This is a genomic window from Mesorhizobium sp. WSM3859 (genome assembly GCF_002295065.1).
Classification (GTDB): Bacteria; Pseudomonadota; Alphaproteobacteria; order Rhizobiales; family Rhizobiaceae; genus Mesorhizobium.
On record NZ_NSGG01000008.1, the window covers coordinates 22,406 to 38,312 of the forward strand.

At 63.5% G+C, this 15,907-nt stretch carries 19 protein-coding genes and 2 tRNA genes; 9 read left to right on the forward strand and 12 right to left on the reverse strand.

Annotated features, from left to right (window positions below; translation table 11 throughout):
* Positions 1 to 89: 89 nt before the first annotated feature.
* A complete protein-coding gene (hxlB, locus tag CK230_RS18015) occupies positions 90 to 656 on the forward strand; it encodes a 6-phospho-3-hexuloisomerase (RefSeq protein WP_095818500.1) in 567 nt (188 codons plus the stop codon).
* Between the two features lie 3 nt (positions 657 to 659).
* Complete coding sequence (locus CK230_RS18020; RefSeq protein WP_095818501.1) at positions 660 to 1,403, forward strand: creatininase family protein; 744 nt, start codon at positions 660 to 662, stop codon at positions 1,401 to 1,403.
* A 163-nt stretch (positions 1,404 to 1,566) separates the two neighbouring features.
* Here the strand turns inward: CK230_RS18020 and CK230_RS18025 are convergent, their stop codons facing one another.
* From CK230_RS18025 to CK230_RS18035, 3 genes are all read right to left on the reverse strand, one after another.
* Positions 1,567 to 2,484: a carbohydrate ABC transporter permease gene (locus tag CK230_RS18025; protein ID WP_042644446.1), complete on the reverse strand. Its 918-nt coding sequence runs from the start codon at positions 2,482 to 2,484 to the stop codon at positions 1,567 to 1,569.
* Between the two features lie 8 nt (positions 2,485 to 2,492).
* Positions 2,493 to 3,608 (reverse strand): sugar ABC transporter permease, encoded by a 1,116-nt coding sequence (locus CK230_RS18030; RefSeq protein WP_095818502.1) that lies wholly within the window; start codon positions 3,606 to 3,608, stop codon positions 2,493 to 2,495.
* 93 nt (positions 3,609 to 3,701) lie between these two features.
* Positions 3,702 to 5,378 (reverse strand): sugar ABC transporter substrate-binding protein, encoded by a 1,677-nt coding sequence (locus CK230_RS18035; RefSeq protein ID WP_095818503.1) that lies wholly within the window; start codon positions 5,376 to 5,378, stop codon positions 3,702 to 3,704.
* 289 nt (positions 5,379 to 5,667) lie between these two features.
* On the opposite strand from CK230_RS18035, the gene ugpC reads away from it, so the two are divergent.
* The 5 genes from ugpC to CK230_RS33445 all read left to right on the forward strand — a co-directional run bounded on the left by ugpC (position 5,668) and on the right by CK230_RS33445 (position 8,870).
* Positions 5,668 to 6,720: a sn-glycerol-3-phosphate ABC transporter ATP-binding protein UgpC gene (gene ugpC, locus CK230_RS18040; RefSeq protein WP_095818504.1), complete on the forward strand. Its 1,053-nt coding sequence runs from the start codon at positions 5,668 to 5,670 to the stop codon at positions 6,718 to 6,720.
* A gap of 83 nt (positions 6,721 to 6,803) precedes the next feature.
* Positions 6,804 to 7,256 carry an RbsD/FucU family protein gene (locus CK230_RS18045; protein WP_095818505.1) on the forward strand — a complete coding sequence of 151 codons (453 nt, stop codon included), beginning with the start codon at positions 6,804 to 6,806 and terminating at the stop codon, positions 7,254 to 7,256.
* A 4-nt stretch (positions 7,257 to 7,260) separates the two neighbouring features.
* The gene (rbsK, locus tag CK230_RS18050; protein WP_095818506.1) at positions 7,261 to 8,190 is read left to right on the forward strand and encodes a ribokinase; all 930 of its coding nucleotides are present in this window, start codon (positions 7,261 to 7,263) and stop codon (positions 8,188 to 8,190) included.
* 15 nt (positions 8,191 to 8,205) lie between these two features.
* Positions 8,206 to 8,661 (forward strand): hypothetical protein, encoded by a 456-nt coding sequence (locus tag CK230_RS18055; protein WP_095818507.1) that lies wholly within the window; start codon positions 8,206 to 8,208, stop codon positions 8,659 to 8,661.
* Positions 8,662 to 8,771: 110 nt separating this feature from the next.
* The gene (locus tag CK230_RS33445; protein WP_210201486.1) at positions 8,772 to 8,870 is read left to right on the forward strand and encodes a putative RiPP precursor; all 99 of its coding nucleotides are present in this window, start codon (positions 8,772 to 8,774) and stop codon (positions 8,868 to 8,870) included.
* A 25-nt stretch (positions 8,871 to 8,895) separates the two neighbouring features.
* On the opposite strand, the gene CK230_RS18065 is transcribed toward CK230_RS33445, so the two are convergent.
* Positions 8,896 to 9,099 carry a hypothetical protein gene (locus tag CK230_RS18065; protein WP_095818509.1) on the reverse strand — a complete coding sequence of 68 codons (204 nt, stop codon included), beginning with the start codon at positions 9,097 to 9,099 and terminating at the stop codon, positions 8,896 to 8,898.
* Between the two features lie 234 nt (positions 9,100 to 9,333).
* Positions 9,334 to 9,409: transfer RNA gene (locus CK230_RS18070), tRNA-Val, on the reverse strand.
* A 219-nt stretch (positions 9,410 to 9,628) separates the two neighbouring features.
* On the opposite strand from CK230_RS18070, the gene CK230_RS18075 reads away from it, so the two are divergent.
* Positions 9,629 to 9,705 (forward strand) — tRNA-Asp (locus CK230_RS18075).
* 19 nt (positions 9,706 to 9,724) lie between these two features.
* Entirely contained in the window at positions 9,725 to 9,976 is a 252-nt protein-coding gene (locus CK230_RS32540; RefSeq protein WP_141246056.1) for a hypothetical protein, read from the forward strand.
* Here the strand turns inward: CK230_RS32540 and CK230_RS18080 are convergent.
* From CK230_RS18080 to CK230_RS18110, 7 genes are all read right to left on the reverse strand, one after another.
* Positions 9,966 to 10,508, reverse strand: a complete 543-nt coding sequence (locus CK230_RS18080; RefSeq protein WP_348629163.1) for a hypothetical protein — start codon at positions 10,506 to 10,508, stop codon at positions 9,966 to 9,968. The genes CK230_RS32540 and CK230_RS18080 overlap by 11 nt on opposite strands.
* A gap of 142 nt (positions 10,509 to 10,650) precedes the next feature.
* Positions 10,651 to 11,406: an ABC transporter permease gene (locus tag CK230_RS18085; protein WP_095818511.1), complete on the reverse strand. Its 756-nt coding sequence runs from the start codon at positions 11,404 to 11,406 to the stop codon at positions 10,651 to 10,653.
* The gene (locus CK230_RS18090) at positions 11,403 to 12,179 is read right to left on the reverse strand and encodes an ABC transporter ATP-binding protein (protein WP_095818512.1); all 777 of its coding nucleotides are present in this window, start codon (positions 12,177 to 12,179) and stop codon (positions 11,403 to 11,405) included. Before CK230_RS18090 ends, CK230_RS18085 begins: the two co-directional genes overlap by 4 nt.
* Positions 12,176 to 13,228, reverse strand: a complete 1,053-nt coding sequence (locus CK230_RS18095; RefSeq protein WP_176480137.1) for an ABC transporter substrate-binding protein — start codon at positions 13,226 to 13,228, stop codon at positions 12,176 to 12,178. Before CK230_RS18095 ends, CK230_RS18090 begins: the two co-directional genes overlap by 4 nt.
* 67 nt (positions 13,229 to 13,295) lie before the next feature.
* Positions 13,296 to 13,730 (reverse strand): VOC family protein, encoded by a 435-nt coding sequence (locus tag CK230_RS18100; protein ID WP_176480138.1) that lies wholly within the window; start codon positions 13,728 to 13,730, stop codon positions 13,296 to 13,298.
* A 2-nt stretch (positions 13,731 to 13,732) separates the two neighbouring features.
* The gene (locus tag CK230_RS18105; RefSeq protein WP_095818514.1) at positions 13,733 to 14,467 is read right to left on the reverse strand and encodes a FadR/GntR family transcriptional regulator; all 735 of its coding nucleotides are present in this window, start codon (positions 14,465 to 14,467) and stop codon (positions 13,733 to 13,735) included.
* The gene (locus tag CK230_RS18110; protein WP_245429968.1) at positions 14,464 to 15,900 is read right to left on the reverse strand and encodes an FAD-binding oxidoreductase; all 1,437 of its coding nucleotides are present in this window, start codon (positions 15,898 to 15,900) and stop codon (positions 14,464 to 14,466) included. The genes CK230_RS18105 and CK230_RS18110 overlap by 4 nt, the downstream gene beginning before the upstream one ends.
* Positions 15,901 to 15,907 lie beyond the last annotated feature (7 nt).

Here is a 15,907-nt window from a genome sequence, read left to right on the forward strand (position 1 = left end):
AGCATGAACAAAAACAAGCCTTTCGCCGGAAAACGCGCGGCCAGTCGTCGCCTCGCAAGACAGTCCGCGACTAGCCCAGGTGGATCTCAATGACGCAAGCCGGATCAGAGATGTTCGCGACCGCGCTGGACGAGCTTGGCGCGGTGCTGGCGCGCACAGATGAAGCCCGGATCGACGCCGCCTGCGCAATGCTGGCCAGCGCCGGCAGGATCGCCGTCTATGGCTGCGGCCGCGAGGCGCTGCAGGTGAAGGGTTTTGCCATGCGGCTTTACCATCTCGGCCTGCCGGTCTCGGTGGTCGGCGACATGAGCACGCCGCCGCTGGGGCAGGGAGACGTCTTCCTGGCGAGTTCAGGGCCGGGGGAAACCACCACAGTGCTGACCTTGATGCGGGTCGCCCGCGCGGCCGGCGCGAAGGTGCTGCTCCTGACGGCCGAACCGAAAGGCAGCGCGGCGAAACTCGCCGACTTCACGCTCGTCATTCCGGCCCAGACCATGGCCAGCGACCAGGGCGCGGCAAGGACCTCGGTGCTGCCGATGGGCTCGTTGTTCGAAGGCGCGCTGTTCCTTTTGTTCGAGATCATGGTGCTGAAGCTCCAGGCGCAGACCAATGCGACGCCGGAAGCCATGCGCGCCAGGCACACCAATATGGAGTAAGGGATGCGCTACGAGCTCATGCTGCCGCACCAGATCCGCAAGGCGATCGAGGAGAACTGGCCGGTCGTGCTGCCGCTCGGCGTGCTCGAATACCATGGCGAGCACATGGCGGTCGGCATGGATACTTTAGCCGTCATCAAGACGGTGGAGTTGATCGAGAAAGAGAGGGACCTCGTCATCCTGCCGCCCTTCTATTACGGCGCGGCAAGCTATGCGGTGGCGGCGCCCGAAGGCAGCGGCTCGGTGCAGGTCGGCGGTCCGGTGCTTTCGCCATTCGCGGAGGAATTGTTCTACGGGCTGCTGCGCATCGGCTTCCGCAACATCCACGCCATCATCCACCACCAGACCGAGAATTTCGTGGCCGGCATGCCGACCGACCTCGCCTTCAAGACTGCCGGCCGCCAGGCGATCTTCCGTTTCCTGGAAAAGGAGCGCGGCGAGGGCTGGTGGGGGTCGAACACCATGGCCGACTACTATGCCGGCCACGCCCAGGGCGAGAATGTCTTCAACTGGGTGCAAGTGCATCCGCTGATGCCGGCGGCGATGAACGGCAAATACCCGTTCGACCATGCCGGCAAAGGCGAAACCTCGCTGATGCTGGCGCTATGCTCCGAGGCCGTGGACGAGAAGCATTTCGCCGACAACACCGGCTGGTACACGAAAGACGCAGCGGAGGCCTCGGCGGGCCTCGGCAAGGTCGGCGTCGCCATGATCCTTGATCATTTAAGGGCGATCCTGCAGGCCTAGCTCCCCCTTCTCCCCCTTGTGGGAGAAGGTGTCGCCGAAGGCGACGGATGAGGGGTGCTCCAGGGAACGCCAGCGTCTCACTCCGCTGGAACATCCCTCATCCGTCTCGGCGCTGCGCGCCGATCCACCTTCTGCCACAGGGGGAGAAGGAAAGGCGCGCCAGCTACTTCACCGAGCCGGCCGTCATGCCCATGATCAGGTAGCGCTCGAGCGCGATGCCGATGATCGCCAGCGGCGCGATCGCGGCGGTGGCCAGAGCCGCCATCGACCACCAGTTGATGCCTTGCGAGCCGGTCTGGCTCGCCACCATGACGGGGATTGTCTTGGCGTCGGTCGATGTCAGCAGCGCGGCGAAGAAATACTCGTTCCAGCACAGCACCATCGCCAGGATGAAAGCGGCGACCATGCCCGGCAGCGCGATCGGCATGACGATGCGGAAGAAGGCGCCCCAGATCGACAGCCCGTCGACCAAGGCCGCCTCCTCCAATTCCACCGGAATGGAGTTGAACTGGTCGCGCATGATCCAGATGACGATCGGCAGCACCATCAGCGTGTAGAGCAGCACGAGCCCGATGCGCGTATCGAGAAGGGCAACTTCGCGGTAGAGCACAAGAAAGGGGAGCGCCAGCACGACCGGCGGCAGGATCAGCTGCGACAGGAAGAAGAAGGAGATGTCCTCGTTCCTGAACCATGCGAATTTGTAGCGGTAGCGGACAAGGCCATAGGCGGCGAGGCTGCCGATGATGATGGCGAGAGCCGACGCGCCGACCGAAGTGATGACCGAGTTCATGAAGCGCTTGAAGAATTCGTCGCGCACGGTCGAGGTCTGGAAGATCGAATCCGGCGACAGGCCGAGCGAGCGCCAGCCCTTCCAGTCCGGCGTAAAGTCGACGAAGGGGATGAGATGGCCCTGCGTGACGTCGACCGCCGATTTGAACGAGGTGGTGATCGTCCAGTAGATCGGGAACAGGCAGACGAAAGCCCAGAAGACAAGCGCGCCGTAGATGAAGACGCGGCTGGTGATGAAGGCCGCCGGCGAGCGGATCTCGGAAACGGTGTAGTCGGTGGTCTGGACGCTCATGGTGCCGCTCAGTTGACGTTGCGCACGAAGCGACTGGCGACTTTCAGCAGCCAAGTCACGAACACGACGATGATGATCAGATAGGCCATGGCGAGCATTGTGCCGTAGCCGACATTCGAGCGGTCGCGATATTCGCGGTAGATGAAGCTCGATACGGAGTCGGTAGCGCCGCCGGGGCCGCCGGAGGTCAGCGTGATGATGATGTCGGCGAGCTTCAGCTTGAAGATGATGCGCAGGATCACGGCCGTCACCGACACCGGCAGCATCAGCGGGAAGGTGACCTGCCAGAAGGTTTGCCACGCGGTCGCGCCGTCGACGCGGGCGGCTTCAAGCACCTCGCGCGACATCGCCTGCAGGCCGGCAAGCAGCATGATCATCATGAACGGGATGAAGGTCCAGGCGTCGAGCATCATGATCGAGATGCGGGCTGTGATCGGATCGGAGAAGAAGGCGGGATTGTCCCAGCCGAGATGGCGCGCCAGCGTTGCCGCCGGCCCGAAGCGGTATTCCATCAGCGATTTGCCGACCATCCAGGACACGGCAACCGGCGACAGCATCAGCGGCAAAAGGAAGACGACACGGAAGAATTTGCGGGCGCGGATCTGCGCGTTGAGCAGCAGCGCCAGGCCGAAGGCGACGACATATTCGACCAGAACCGCAAGCACATAGAGCACCATATTGAGCAGAGCGTTGCGGTAATAGGGGTCGGCCAGCATCTGCCAGAAATTGTCGAGGCCATTGAACCTGCGTCCGGTAAACGAACTGAGGTTCCAGTCGGTCAGCGCGATGTAGAAGCCGAACAGCGTCGGGAAGATCACCATGGCGATGGTGAAAAGCAGCGCCGGCAAAAGGAACAGCGCGCGCTGCCCGTCCTCGCCGCGCGTCAGCACCTGCCAGGCGCCGAGCGCCGCGCCCCACAAGATGTAGGCGTAGACCACAGGGCGCCAGGTGTCGAAGCCGACCGTGGACATCTCGGTCTTGTAGAGGATCTGCACGACGATGATCGCCAGCAAGCCGAGCGTGGCTGCGGCCAGCAGGCCCCAGCCGAGGCGCTTTCGGCCTGCCGGGATCAGGTCGGCCGGATTTGCCGGCCACGCATTCGCGGTCGAAGTCTGCTCAGCCACGCTTATCCCTTTTTGCGCAAGTGACCGGGCGATGCCGGTCAAGATGCGGCCCGGCGACGAGGTGTCGCCGGGCCGCGACTTGATCGAGACAGCCTACATGCCGAGCGAGGCTTTGTAGAGCTTGACCTGGTTCTCGCGGCCGATCTGGTCGGTCAGCTTTTCCCAGGCAGCGGCGATGGCGTCGGCGCCTTCCTGTGCCTTCATCTTGCCGGCGAAGGTGTTGGCAAGGATGTCCTCGGCGGCGCTGTAATACTGAAAGATGCCGGGGATGCGCGGCTCGATCGCCGCGTTCGGATGGTTGTAGCTGTCGGCTTCGGACTTCAGGTACGAGCTGATGAACGCCTCGTCATAGCCGGCCGCCACCCATTCCGGAATGTTGAAATGGCTGTTCCGATAGGGCTGGAAGCCGGAAGGATAGGCCGCGCACCACAGCGACAGGTCCTTGCCGCCGAGATGCGCGGCGGCCGACCATGCGGCCTTCTTCTTCTTCTCGTCGGAATCGACGCGGGCCATGACATAGACGCCCCAGCCGAGATAGGCGCAGTTCGGCGCATAGTTCGGGCCGCTGGCGAGCTTGTCCCACTTGCCGGTCTTGGAGTTATAGACGTCGTCGGAGCCCGGCAGGATCGAGAAGCCGGTGACGTCGCCGATGACCGAGGAGTCATTGGTCTTCACATTGGAGCCGACGTCGCCCCACCAGGGGATCATCGAGCCGGTGCCGGCCAGGAACTGCTGGAAGGCGGTCGTGTTCGGATCGGCGTTGATCTGGTCGGCGGGTTCGGATGGCAGGGCGTCGATGACGTCCTGGATGGCGCGCACCCAGGCCGGATTGTTGACGCGCGGCTTCATCGTGTCGGCGTCGAACAGCCAGGCCTTGTCATCGGGATGCTTGGCATAGGCGGTAGCGCGGCTGCCGAGGAAATAGAAGCCGAAACCGCCCCAGGGTTTGGGAGCGTCGAGATAGCCATAGATGTCCTGGCCCTTGAATTTCTTGCCCTTCAGGAACTTGGTGACAGCCTGGACCTGCTGCCAGGTCTTGGGCACACCCCACTCCGTCAGGCCTGCCTTGTCGCCGCTGTCCGCCTTCCAGGCTGCAGCCAGCTCGGAGTCGGAAAACACGTCGGTGCGGTAGTTGAAATTGTGCGCGTCGCCGTCGATGGTCACGCGATACTGCTTACCGTTCCAGGTGCCGACCGGCGGCTTGAGATAGTTGACCAGGTCGTCGAAGTCGATCTGCTTCTTCACCCAGTCGGGCATTTCCGAGGTCAAGCCCTTGCCGCAGACATCGCCTTCGAAGGGTGCGCCCATCTCGATGACGTCGAAGTCGACGGTGCCGGTGGCGATCGACTGCTGCAGGCGGGCGTTGTAGTCAGCCTGGGCAAGGTCGATCCAGCTGATCTTGGCGCCCGTATAGGCCTCCCACGGCTTCAGGAAGCCGCGGAACAGCACGTTGTGCAGGTTCTGGTTGTTGAGGCCCATGAAGGTCAGCTCAACGCCGGCGAACTCGCCCTCCTTGACATTGGCCTTGGTCGCTTCGAGGCAGAGCTCGCCGACCTTCTGGAAGTCGGCGTCGGTCGGCTGGCCTTTGCCGACGCCTGGAATCTGCAGGATCTTCGCCCGCAGGCTGTCATCGGCCGCGGCAGGCCGCGTCAGCGCGCCGAGCCCGGCGCCGGAGGCGGCGGCGATTGCGGCCATCGAGGCCGCGCCCTTCAGCACATCGCGGCGGCTGGCGCCGGCGCGCATCAGTTTTTCGTACAGGTCGACTCTCATCTACAGGTTCCTCCCAGAACAACAGCGATTGAATTGAAGTGCCAATCTCTCGGACGTGGAAACGTCTCTCGGTTCTCCTCGATCATACGGGGACGTGGGACCCCACCCTGCGTCGCCGAAGCTCCGATCTCAGGGTAACAGGCCTGCGTCGGATTGGCACTCGCCACTATTTCGCGTAATCGATTACCTTGTCAACAAGATTGGCTTTTTATCTATAAGGTACCGACTTGCCGTTGCCCTTGGCAATGGCTAGCTTCACCGCAAAAGATCAAAAGATAAAGGGGAGACGATGGCTCAAGTCGCGATCAGCAGTGTGGCCAAGGCGTTCGGGACCGTCAAGGTCCTGCATGAGGTCAGCGTCGATATTGCCGATGGGCAGTTCGTCGTGCTGGTCGGCCCTTCAGGATGCGGCAAGTCCACGCTGCTCAGGATGGTGGCCGGGCTGGAAACGGTTTCCGGCGGCACGATCTCGATTGGCGACCGCGTCGTCAACAATCTGCCGCCGGCCAAGCGCGACATCGCCATGGTGTTCCAGAATTACGCGCTCTACCCGCACAAGACGGTGGAGCAGAACATGGCCTTCGCGCTGAAGCTGCGCGGCACCGATCCGGCTGTCGTCGCCGAACGTGTCAAGCGCGCCGCCGACATCCTCGACCTCGCGCCCTATCTCAAACGCTACCCGCGCCAGCTTTCGGGCGGTCAGCGCCAGCGCGTCGCCATGGGCCGCGCCATCGTGCGCAATCCGCAAGTGTTTCTTTTCGACGAGCCGCTCTCCAACCTCGACGCCAAGTTGCGCGTGCAGATGCGCACCGAGATCAAGGAACTGCACCAGCGGCTGAAGACCACGACAATCTACGTCACCCACGACCAGATCGAGGCCATGACCATGGCTGACAAGATCGTGGTCATGCGCGACGGCCGCATCGAGCAGATCGGCGCGCCGCTCGAACTGTTCGACCGGCCCGCCAATCTGTTTGTCGCCGGCTTTATCGGCTCGCCGGCGATGAACCTGCTCAAGGGCACTGTGAGGAAGGGCGAGAGGCCGGTCGTCGACATTGCCGGCACACCGATGCCCGCCAACAGTGCCGGCGAGGACGGTCAGGCCGTCGTCTACGGCGTGCGCCCGGAGCACCTGGAGATACATCCCGACGGCGTCGAGGCCAAGATCTCGGTCGTCGAGCCGACCGGCTCGGAGACCCTGGTGTTCGTGCGCTTCGGCGAGGGCGAGATGGTGGCGCTGTTTCGCGAGCGCCACGACTTCAAACCTGGCGACACGCTGAAGCTCAGACCCCGACTCGACCAAGTCCACCTCTTCGACGCCGGAACCGGCAAGCGTCTTTAGAGCTTCACGCAATTCCGGACGGAAAACCGCTCACACTTTTCTGGAATTGCTCCAGATCGCACACAGACTTCCAAGAGGGAACCATGCTCAAAGGGATCAATCCGCTGCTCAATGCCGATGTGCTCCAGGCGCTGCGGGCGATGGGCCATGGCGACGACCTGATCATCGCCGACACCAATTTCCCGTCCGATTCGGTGGCGCGGCAGACGGTGCTCGGCAAGCTCTTGCGCATCGATGCGCCGGCGGCCGACGTGGTGAAGGCGGTGCTGTCGCTCTATCCGCTGGATACGTTCGTCAACGATGCGGCGGCGCGCATGGAGATCGTCGGCAAGCCGAATGAGATCCCGCCGGTGCAAAAGGAGGTCCAGAAGGAGATCGACGCGGCCGAGGGCAAGCCCTGGCCGATGATCTCGATCGAGCGCTACGCCTTCTACGAACGATCCAAGAAGGCCTATTGCGTGATCCAGACCGGCGAGCGCCGCTTCTATGGCTGCTTTGCCTTCCGCAAGGGCGTCGTGCCGCCGGATGCGGAGTAGGGACATGGCTGCCGCCAAGCCTGTTGTCATCCTGGGTGTGTTCGTCGCCGACACCGCCTATCGCGCCGACCGTCAGCCGCGCATGGGCGAGACCATCCTCGGCAATTCGTTCAAGCTCGGACCGGGCGGCAAGGGCTCGAACCAGGCGGTCGCGGCAGGCAAACTTGGCGCCGACATCACTTTCTTGACCAGGCTTGGCGTCGATGCCTTTGCCGACATGGCCAAGCACACCTGGAGGGATGCAGGCGTGAAAAGCGCCGTCATCGACACGCCGGACAGCTATACGGGGGCGGCCTATATCTTCGTCGAGGAAGGCACCGGCAACAATGCCATCATCGTCAGCCCGGGCGCGGCGATGCTGATCTCGCCTGCAGACATCGAGGCGCATGCCGCACTCATCCGGTCCGCCGGCGTCTTCGTCACCCAGCTCGAACAGCCGATCGAGGCTGCGTTGAAAGCGCTCGAGATCGCGCGCGAGGCAGGGGTGACGACCATCCTCAACCCGGCGCCGGCCGCCAGCCTGCCCGACCGCATCTACACGCTCTGCGACTATGTCACGCCCAACGAGACCGAGGCCGAGGGGCTGACCGGCATCAAGGTGTCGTCGGTCGACGATGCCCGCCGCGCCGCCGACGCTTTGCTGGCCGAGGGCGTCGGCGCCGTCATCGTGACGCTCGGAGAAAAGGGCGCGCTGCTACACACCAAGGACCGCTCCGAACATGTCGGAGCGGTCAGCGCCGGTCCGGTGGTCGAAACAACAGGCGCGGGCGATGCCTTCAACGGCGGTCTCGCCGCCGCTTTGGCAAAAGGCGTCGAGCCGCTGGAGGCCGTGCGCTTCGCCTGCGCGGTCGCCGGCATCTCAGTGACCCGCCCCGGCACCGCGCCGTCCATGCCGACCCTCAAGGAGGTCGAGGCGCTGCTCGCCAGGGCGTAAGGACGGGAGAGCGCGATGCTATGGGTTGCGCTGGTGATCGGTGCAATGCTTGGCGGGAAATGCCTCTCATTCGTTGCGACTCTCGCCGAGACGGCGGCCTGCATGGCTGCGCAGAGCGGCTCTCTGGGCTTGGCGGCGTCGTACCAGGACAGCATCACCCCGTCCTGGTTGAGAGGCCTCATGGGCTTTTGCTTCATCGAGCTGACAGGAGCGGTCTCCGGCATATGGTACTTCGAAGGATGGATCCTAGGCCTTGCCGGGCTTGGCGCGGCTATCATCCTTCCCGCGATTTTCCACCACGCCATGCCGCCGCGCGCGGGGTCGATCCTCTTCCTGCGCAGTGCTGCCTACACATTGGCGACCCAATTCCACGAGCGACGGAGAACCGACGGAACGGCGCCTGCCGCGACATCCAAAGAGATGATTTCTCGATTGATTTCGGCAAAGCCGGAACTTGCACGATATCTTTGAAGTTCGAATCCGACCGATTCCCACACTACCTCCGTGGCTTCCGCTCGGAACGCAACCGCAGCGAGCGCGTTTGCTGTTCGGCAGCGAGAGCACCCGCCTCGGAGCGCGACATGAAGAAGACCTACGAAAAGCCCACGCTTACAAAGCGGCAGAAGCTGACCGAACGGACGGCCCAGATTGTAGCTTCCGGCATAGTCGTGGGCGAATGATTCCCCGAATCGGACTCGGACAGCGCTAGAGAATCCTGCTGGTCAGTTCCAGCATTGTCGTCGCATCTTGCCCGCTGCCGGGCATATGCACCACGCGCAAGACGCGAAGGTCCTGGCTCGATCCTTCGACCGGCATCGACACGCTTTCGCCAACTCGCGGCAATTCCTGGAAAACGAGCTCGTCCACATCCCTGGCGTCATCAATCGAAATGCGGCATCTCACAGCCATCTTGAACTCCGTCTTTTTCGCCCGTGGGCTGAACGGGACAAGATTGGAATGGTTCCGGGACCAAAGACCTCAGTTGGCAAACCTGCTGCGACGTTCGCGCGGTGGAGAAGGCGGAAACGGCAAGCTGACACCACTGGGCGAAAGGCTGCCAGGTACTGGTCAACTCGAAATCATGCCTCTTAGGAGCCAACGATAGGCAGTTCCCACCGTTCTGCATCAACTTGTTCAGCGGACTGGTGGGCGATGACGGGCTCGAACCGCCGACATCTTCGGTGTAAACGAAGCGCTCTACCAACTGAGCTAATCGCCCGCTCGAGCGCGGACCTTTAAGCAGTTAGGGCCGCATTCGCAAGGCCAAATGAACAGTGGACACGCCGACCCGCAGTGCGGATTTCCCCCGCTCCAGCGCCGCTGTCAAAAAACCTTCTCCTGTTTGCTGTTATGCTTGAATGCCGCGCTTGACACCCGCAAACGAACCCCTTATCCAGCGCCCCAACGACGAACACGCCTGACACGTGCTCGTCAGTGCGCGGGTGTAGCTCAGTCGGTTAGAGTGCCGGCCTGTCACGCCGGAGGTCGCGGGTTCGAGCCCCGTCACTCGCGCCATTCTCTTCAAGCACTTAGCTTGTCCATCGAATTTCGGTTTCGACTTGTTTCGCCGCCGGGTTTCAACTTTGGTTTCGTTGCGTTCCCGGCCGAACAGCTTTCGGCCTTTGCGGCGGTGCTCGTCGGCGGCACACGCCAGATTGACCGGCATGTAGGTCCACTGCAGCCCTTTGTTCTCGTCGGTCGGCACGTGTTCTGGCCGTATAAACCGGTGGCGGCCCTTTCAAGCCCGCCACCTTGTCGCAGCTTTGTTCAGGCCGCTACTGCCTGACGTAGCAGTTTTTATGAGCGCCGGGCGCAGGATCATCGCCAAAGGAGTCGTTGCTGCAGTTGACGCCGTTCCTGAAGACGTCCTGCGCGTACCGGCCGCGTGCGCCGTATCTGACGACGGCACGGCCTCGGAAGTCGCAGAACTCGCCCTCCTTGGCGCAGGCGACCCATTCGCCGCGGTCGGGGCGCTGGCCGTAATCGTCGTCGCCGTAGTTGTTGTCACCGCCATAGCCGCCACGACCGCGGGCCACGAAATAACAAGCCTTTTCGCGGCCGGGCGCGGGATCGCCAAAAACGCGATTCGAGCAACGGACGACGGGACGGTCGAAAAACCGGGAGGTCATTCGACCCCGCGCGCCATAGACCACTTCAGTGGGGTAGGGCAGGCGGCATACGCCGCCTTCATTGGCGCATCGCCGCAGCTGCTGCGCCGACGCGGTGGCGGGGAACAGGGCGGACGCCGCGGCGACCAGGCCGGCCAGACATATGAAGGCCAGCATCGTTCGGATCGAGACGTGAAAAGTTTTTAGCACGAATTGTCTCCCGGTTTGGTTGTGCGCCCGCATCCTACCGCAGACGGGTTGAATGCGCGATGAATGGCTGATTGCGTCGGAAGGCTATCGCTAACTCGACGTGCGTGTGCAGAACGCCGGCCGGTTTCCCCGATGGCAGCGCTCAGTATTTGATGATCCGCCGTTCAACAAGAACCACCAGGCAGAACAGCGCGATCGACAGCGACGACGAAAGAACGATCGCTGCATAGAGCCGGTCGGACTGGTAGTTGAAGGTGGCCTGGATGATTAGCGCGCCGAGCCCTTTGTCCGAGCCGATCCATTCGCCAACGATAGCGCCGATAACGGCGGTGGCCGAGGCAATCCTGAGCGAGGAGAACAGCATCGGCAGGGCACGGGGCAGGCGCAGGCTCCAGAAAATCTCGGAGCGCGTCGCCGACAGCACCCGGAACAGCTCGTGCTCGTTGTCGCTGGCCGAATCGAGACCGCGGATCATGTTCACCAGCGTCGGGAAGAAGCAGATCACCGCGGCAATCACGATCTTCGGCGTCATGCCGAGACCGAAGATCAAGATGATGATCGGCGACAGCGCCAGGATCGGAATGGTGTTGAAGAAGAGCACGATCGGGAAATAGGCGGCCTGCAAGACGCGGCTGTGGACGAAGAGCACGGCGAGCAGCACGGCAGCGAGATTGCCGATGACGAAACCGGCCAGCGCCTCGATCAGCGTTGGCCTCAGATTGTCCATGAGGAGGGCAAAATTCTTCTGGAAGACGCCGAAGATGGCCGTCGGCGTCGGCACGATATAGGCCGGCACACCGAGCAGCGGCAGGAGATATTGCCAGGCAAGCAGGATCGACGCTGCGCCCAGGACGGGAAGCGCGACGGTCATTTGCGGGGAGAGCGGCGCCTGTCTCACGATGCGCGCTCCAGCGCCACGCGCAGATCTGCCATGGCGGCGACGATTGCCGGATCCTCGCGCTTGCAGCGATTGCCTTCCTGCTTGAAGGGCCGCATGTCGAGGTCCTTGACGACGCGCCCGGGATTGGCGGCCAGCACGATGACGCGCTCGCCGAGATAGGCGGCTTCCCCAATCGAATGCGTGACGAACAGGATGGTCGTGCCGCTGCGCCGCCAGAGCGCCAACAGCTCGTCGTTCAATCGGTCGCGCGTGATCTCATCCAGCGCGCCGAAGGGTTCGTCCATCAGAAGCAGTTTCGGTTCGCCGAGCAGGGCACGCGCGATCGCCACCCGCTGGCGCTGGCCGCCGGAGAGCTGGTGCGGCAGGCGCTCACCGAGACCGCCGAGCCCCATCAATTCCAGCAGTTCCGTGCTGCGGTCCTTGATTTTGCGAGTCAGGCTGCGCTGGCCGACGCCAAGCGGCAGGCGCACATTATCGCGTACGGTGCGCCAGGGCAGCAGGGTGGAATCCTGGAAGACGAAGCCAACATCGCGGCGCGAGCGCACCACATGCGGCGTCTCGCCAAGCACGCTAATCGTGCCGCCGAGGGGATCGAGCAGGTCGGCCACCACACGGAGCAAGGTCGACTTGCCGCAGCCGGACGGCCCCAGGATCGACAGGAAGGAACCGGCCGCGACGGTCAAGTCGAGGCCGGCGAGCACTTTGACGGCCGCCTGCCGGCCGCCATAGCCGACATCCAGCTGTCGCGCTTGGATCGCGTCCGGCGTCACGCGGCGGGCGCGTCAAGTTTGGGCCGGTCGGCGGCCGAGAGTTCGAGTATCTTGGTGGTGTAGACATCGGCGGCCGCCGGGCGTCCGTTCGGATACTGGCCGACCTTGTCGAGCAGCGCCAATTGCTCCTCGATCGAGGCGGGATCGAACGTGCCCCAGCCGTCCTTGGCGGTTGCGCCGTCAAAGGAGAGTTTCAGCACCAGATTAACGGTCTTTTCCTCCCAGCCGAGGTCCATTTCCGGATAGGCGGCGACCATCTTCTTCACCGCTTCCTGCGGGTTGGCATGCACCCAACCCCAGCCTTTGCTGACCGCCCCGATGAACTTCGCCAGCGTCTCAGGATCCTTCTCGATCGCCGCGTCCGTGGCGAAATAGACATCGGCATAGGAGCTCAGCCCTAGATCGCGCACCAGAAGGTCGATGCGGTCCTCGCCGACGACGCTGAGCGCCTGGGTGTTGGTGATCCAGCCGCCGATCGCGTCGACATCGCCGCGCACCAGCGGCGCCTTGTCGAAACCGACATTGACGATGGTCACTTCTGAGGGGGCGATGCCGTTCTTGGCCAGGATCTCGTCGATGACGAAGCGCGCCGTCGGCTGGATGCCGATCTTCTTGCCTTTGAGGTCGGCGACGCCGCGGATCGGCTTGGCCGGCTTCGAGGTCAGCGCATAAGGACCGGTGCGGAAGCCGCAGGCGATGATCTTCACCGGCACGCCGCTGGCGCGCGCGGCGTAGAGCTGCGGCGTCTCCGAAAACTGGCCAAGCTGCGCAGCGCCCGAAATCACCGGGGGCACGGTTGAGGCATTGGGGCCGCCGGGGCTGAACTCGACCTCCAGCCCGGCATCCTTGAAATAGCCGTTGGCGACGGCGGCGATGTCGCCGATCTGGCCGTTGGACATCAGCCAGTCATACTGGATGACGACCTTGCCGGCGGCCTTCGCGCCCGGCGTCAGCACCAGCTGCATGCCGGCAGACGCGGCCGCAACGGCTGCGATGCCGCCTTTTACAAACGCACGGCGATTCAATTCGAAGTCCCTGTTCCCATTCATTTTTCGCTCCTGTTGCAGACTTTTCTCGTCTCTTCTTCAGGCGCCGCTCCCTTCAGCGCGGCGTCGTCTACGGCTGTTCGTCGTGATAGTCGCCAGGGCCGCCGTCGAGCCAGGCGTAAAGCTCCCAAAGCGTGTCGTCCGGGTCGGTGAAATAGGCGCAGCGCGCGTTCCAGACGTAGTTTTCCGGTGGGCCGTAGAAAGGCACGCCTTTGGCGCTCAATTCGCCATGCAGCCGGTCGATATCGGCAGGCGTGTCGAGCTGTACCGCGACGCAGACCTTGTGCGCATGGCGCGGCGATCGCAGCTTCGACGCGCCGGTATAGCGGTTGATGTGGTCGAGTTCCCAGGCGGCGAGCGTCACGCCCTCGCCATGGAAGTCGGCAAAACCTTCGGCTCGGCGGCGCAGGCGGAAGCCGAGCTTCTCGACATAGAAATCGACCGTCCTTTCGATGTTTTCCACCAGAAGGCAGACGTCGGAGATGCGCGTGACGCTTGCCGGCATGGCTATTTCGCTCCAGCGGTTTTCTGGAGCGGCAGCCTGACGCCGACGCGGTTGGCGGCGCCGACGATGTGCGCCCGCATTGCCGCTTCAGCCGCCGCCGGATCGCCCGCCACCAGAGCCTCATAGATACGCACATGCTCGCCGACATTGATCTCGACGAGATCGTGCAGCGGATTGGTCATGCGCGCGTAGTGGATCGAGTGGCGGATCTGCTCGCAAACGAACGAGATGAAGGTGTGGATGTAGCTGTTGCCGGTGGCGCGCGCGATCTCGCGGTGGAAGAGCAGATCAGCGTCGATGCTGCCTTCTTCCCAACGCTCCTCGCCGCCCATGCGGTCGAGCGCAGCCTTGATCGAATCGAGATGGCCCTGATCGCGGCGCGCCGCTGCCAGCGCTGCCGATTCGGCCTCGAGGATGCAGCGCAGCTCGAACAGCCGCTCCATGTTGTGCGTGTCCTTGAGCGCCTCGCGGTCGATGCGGATCGCGGCCCGTTGTTCCGGCGCCAGCACGAAGGCGCCGATGCCTTGGCGCGCCTCGATCATGCCGTCGGCGCGAAGCTGGGCGATCGCCTCGCGCACGACATTGCGGCTGACGCCGAATTTTTCGGACAGTTCCTGCTCGGTCGGCAGGCGCGCGCCGGGGTTCAGCTCGCCGGATTCGATCTCGCGGCTGAGGAAGGCGGCGACCCGGTGCGGCAATGTCTCGACAGTGCCGATGGCGGCCAGTCTTTGCTTCATGGAAAAGTCTCCGTCGCCGGCAACAGACAGCCGGGATTCATCAGGCCCTTGGGGTCGAGGGCGCTCTTCAGCGCCGAGACCATGCGGCGATGCGCCGGCGAAAGCCCGGCCCAGAATTCCTTGCAGCGGCTGCGGCCGATGCCGTGCTCCGCGCTGATCGAGCCGCCGAGGCCGACGGCGATCTCGTAGAGTCCCGCAGTGACGTCCGCGCCTCGCATGCGGGCTTCCGCCGCGCTGAGGCCGAGCGGCGGCAGCACGTTGAAATGGATATTGCCGTCGCCGGCGTGGCCGTAGGCGAGGGGGATCCAGCCGGGATGGTCATTGGCGACGAAGCGGCGGGCTCTTTCGATGAGGCCGGGGAAGTCGGAAATCCTCACCGACAGATCGGTGCGTACATGATAGCCACGCTTGGCCTGGCCTTCGACCAGACCTTCGCGGATCGCCCAAAAATTCTTTGCTTGAGCGGTGGTCGCGGCGAGAACCGCGTCGGTCACCAGGCCATTTTCCATGGCATCGCCGAGGAGGCCGGCCAGCAAGCTGTTGAGGTCGATAGCAGCGCTGGATGACAATTCGATCAGAACGTGGACGGGCGCGACGACCGGCGCTCTCATTGCCGGGTCGATCAGCCTGGCAAGCTCGATGCATTCGGCGCCGATGATTTCGAAAGCGGAGATGAGGTCCGAGCAGTCGCGACGCGCTTGGTTGAAGAGCGCAACGGCCGCCTCGAACGAGGCCAGGCCGAGATAGGCGGTCTCCGTTCGCGTCGGCTTCGGAAACAGCTTGACCTCGACACCCGTGATGACGCCGAGCGTGCCTTCCGAGCCGATGAAAAGCTGCTTCAAATCATAGCCGCTGTTGTTCTTGCGCAGGCCAGAGAAGCCGTTCCACAGCTCGCCATCCGCCAGCACCACTTCGAGACCGAGGATCAGATCGCGCGCCATGCCGTAGCGCAGCACGTTGACGCCGCCGGCATTGGTCGCCGCATTGCCGCCGATCTGGCAGCTGCCTTGCGCGCCGAGCGCGAGCGGAAAGAGGCAATCTCGCGCCTCGCAGGCGTCCTTGATCGTCTGCAGCACGCAGCCGGCGTCGGCTTGCAGCGTGAAGTTGCCCGCATCGATCTGCCGGATGGCGTTCAGCCGCTCCAGGCTTAAGACAACCAGGTCGCCCCCGTTGCTATCGATCGCGCCTGATACCAGCCCGGTGTTTCCGCCCTGCGGAATGACGCCGACGCCAAGCTCGTTGCACAAGCGCATCAGGGCCTGGACTTCGCCGGCCGAGCCGGGCCGCAGCACGGCAAGCGCTTCGCCGCGATAATCGCCGGCCCAATCGCCCAGATATTTCGCCATTCCAGCCGGCTCGGCGGCAATGCCGTTTCGGCCGACGGCGCCTTCCATGGCGCTGAGGATTTCCGGCGAGAGTCGATGAACGGTCATGAAGCTT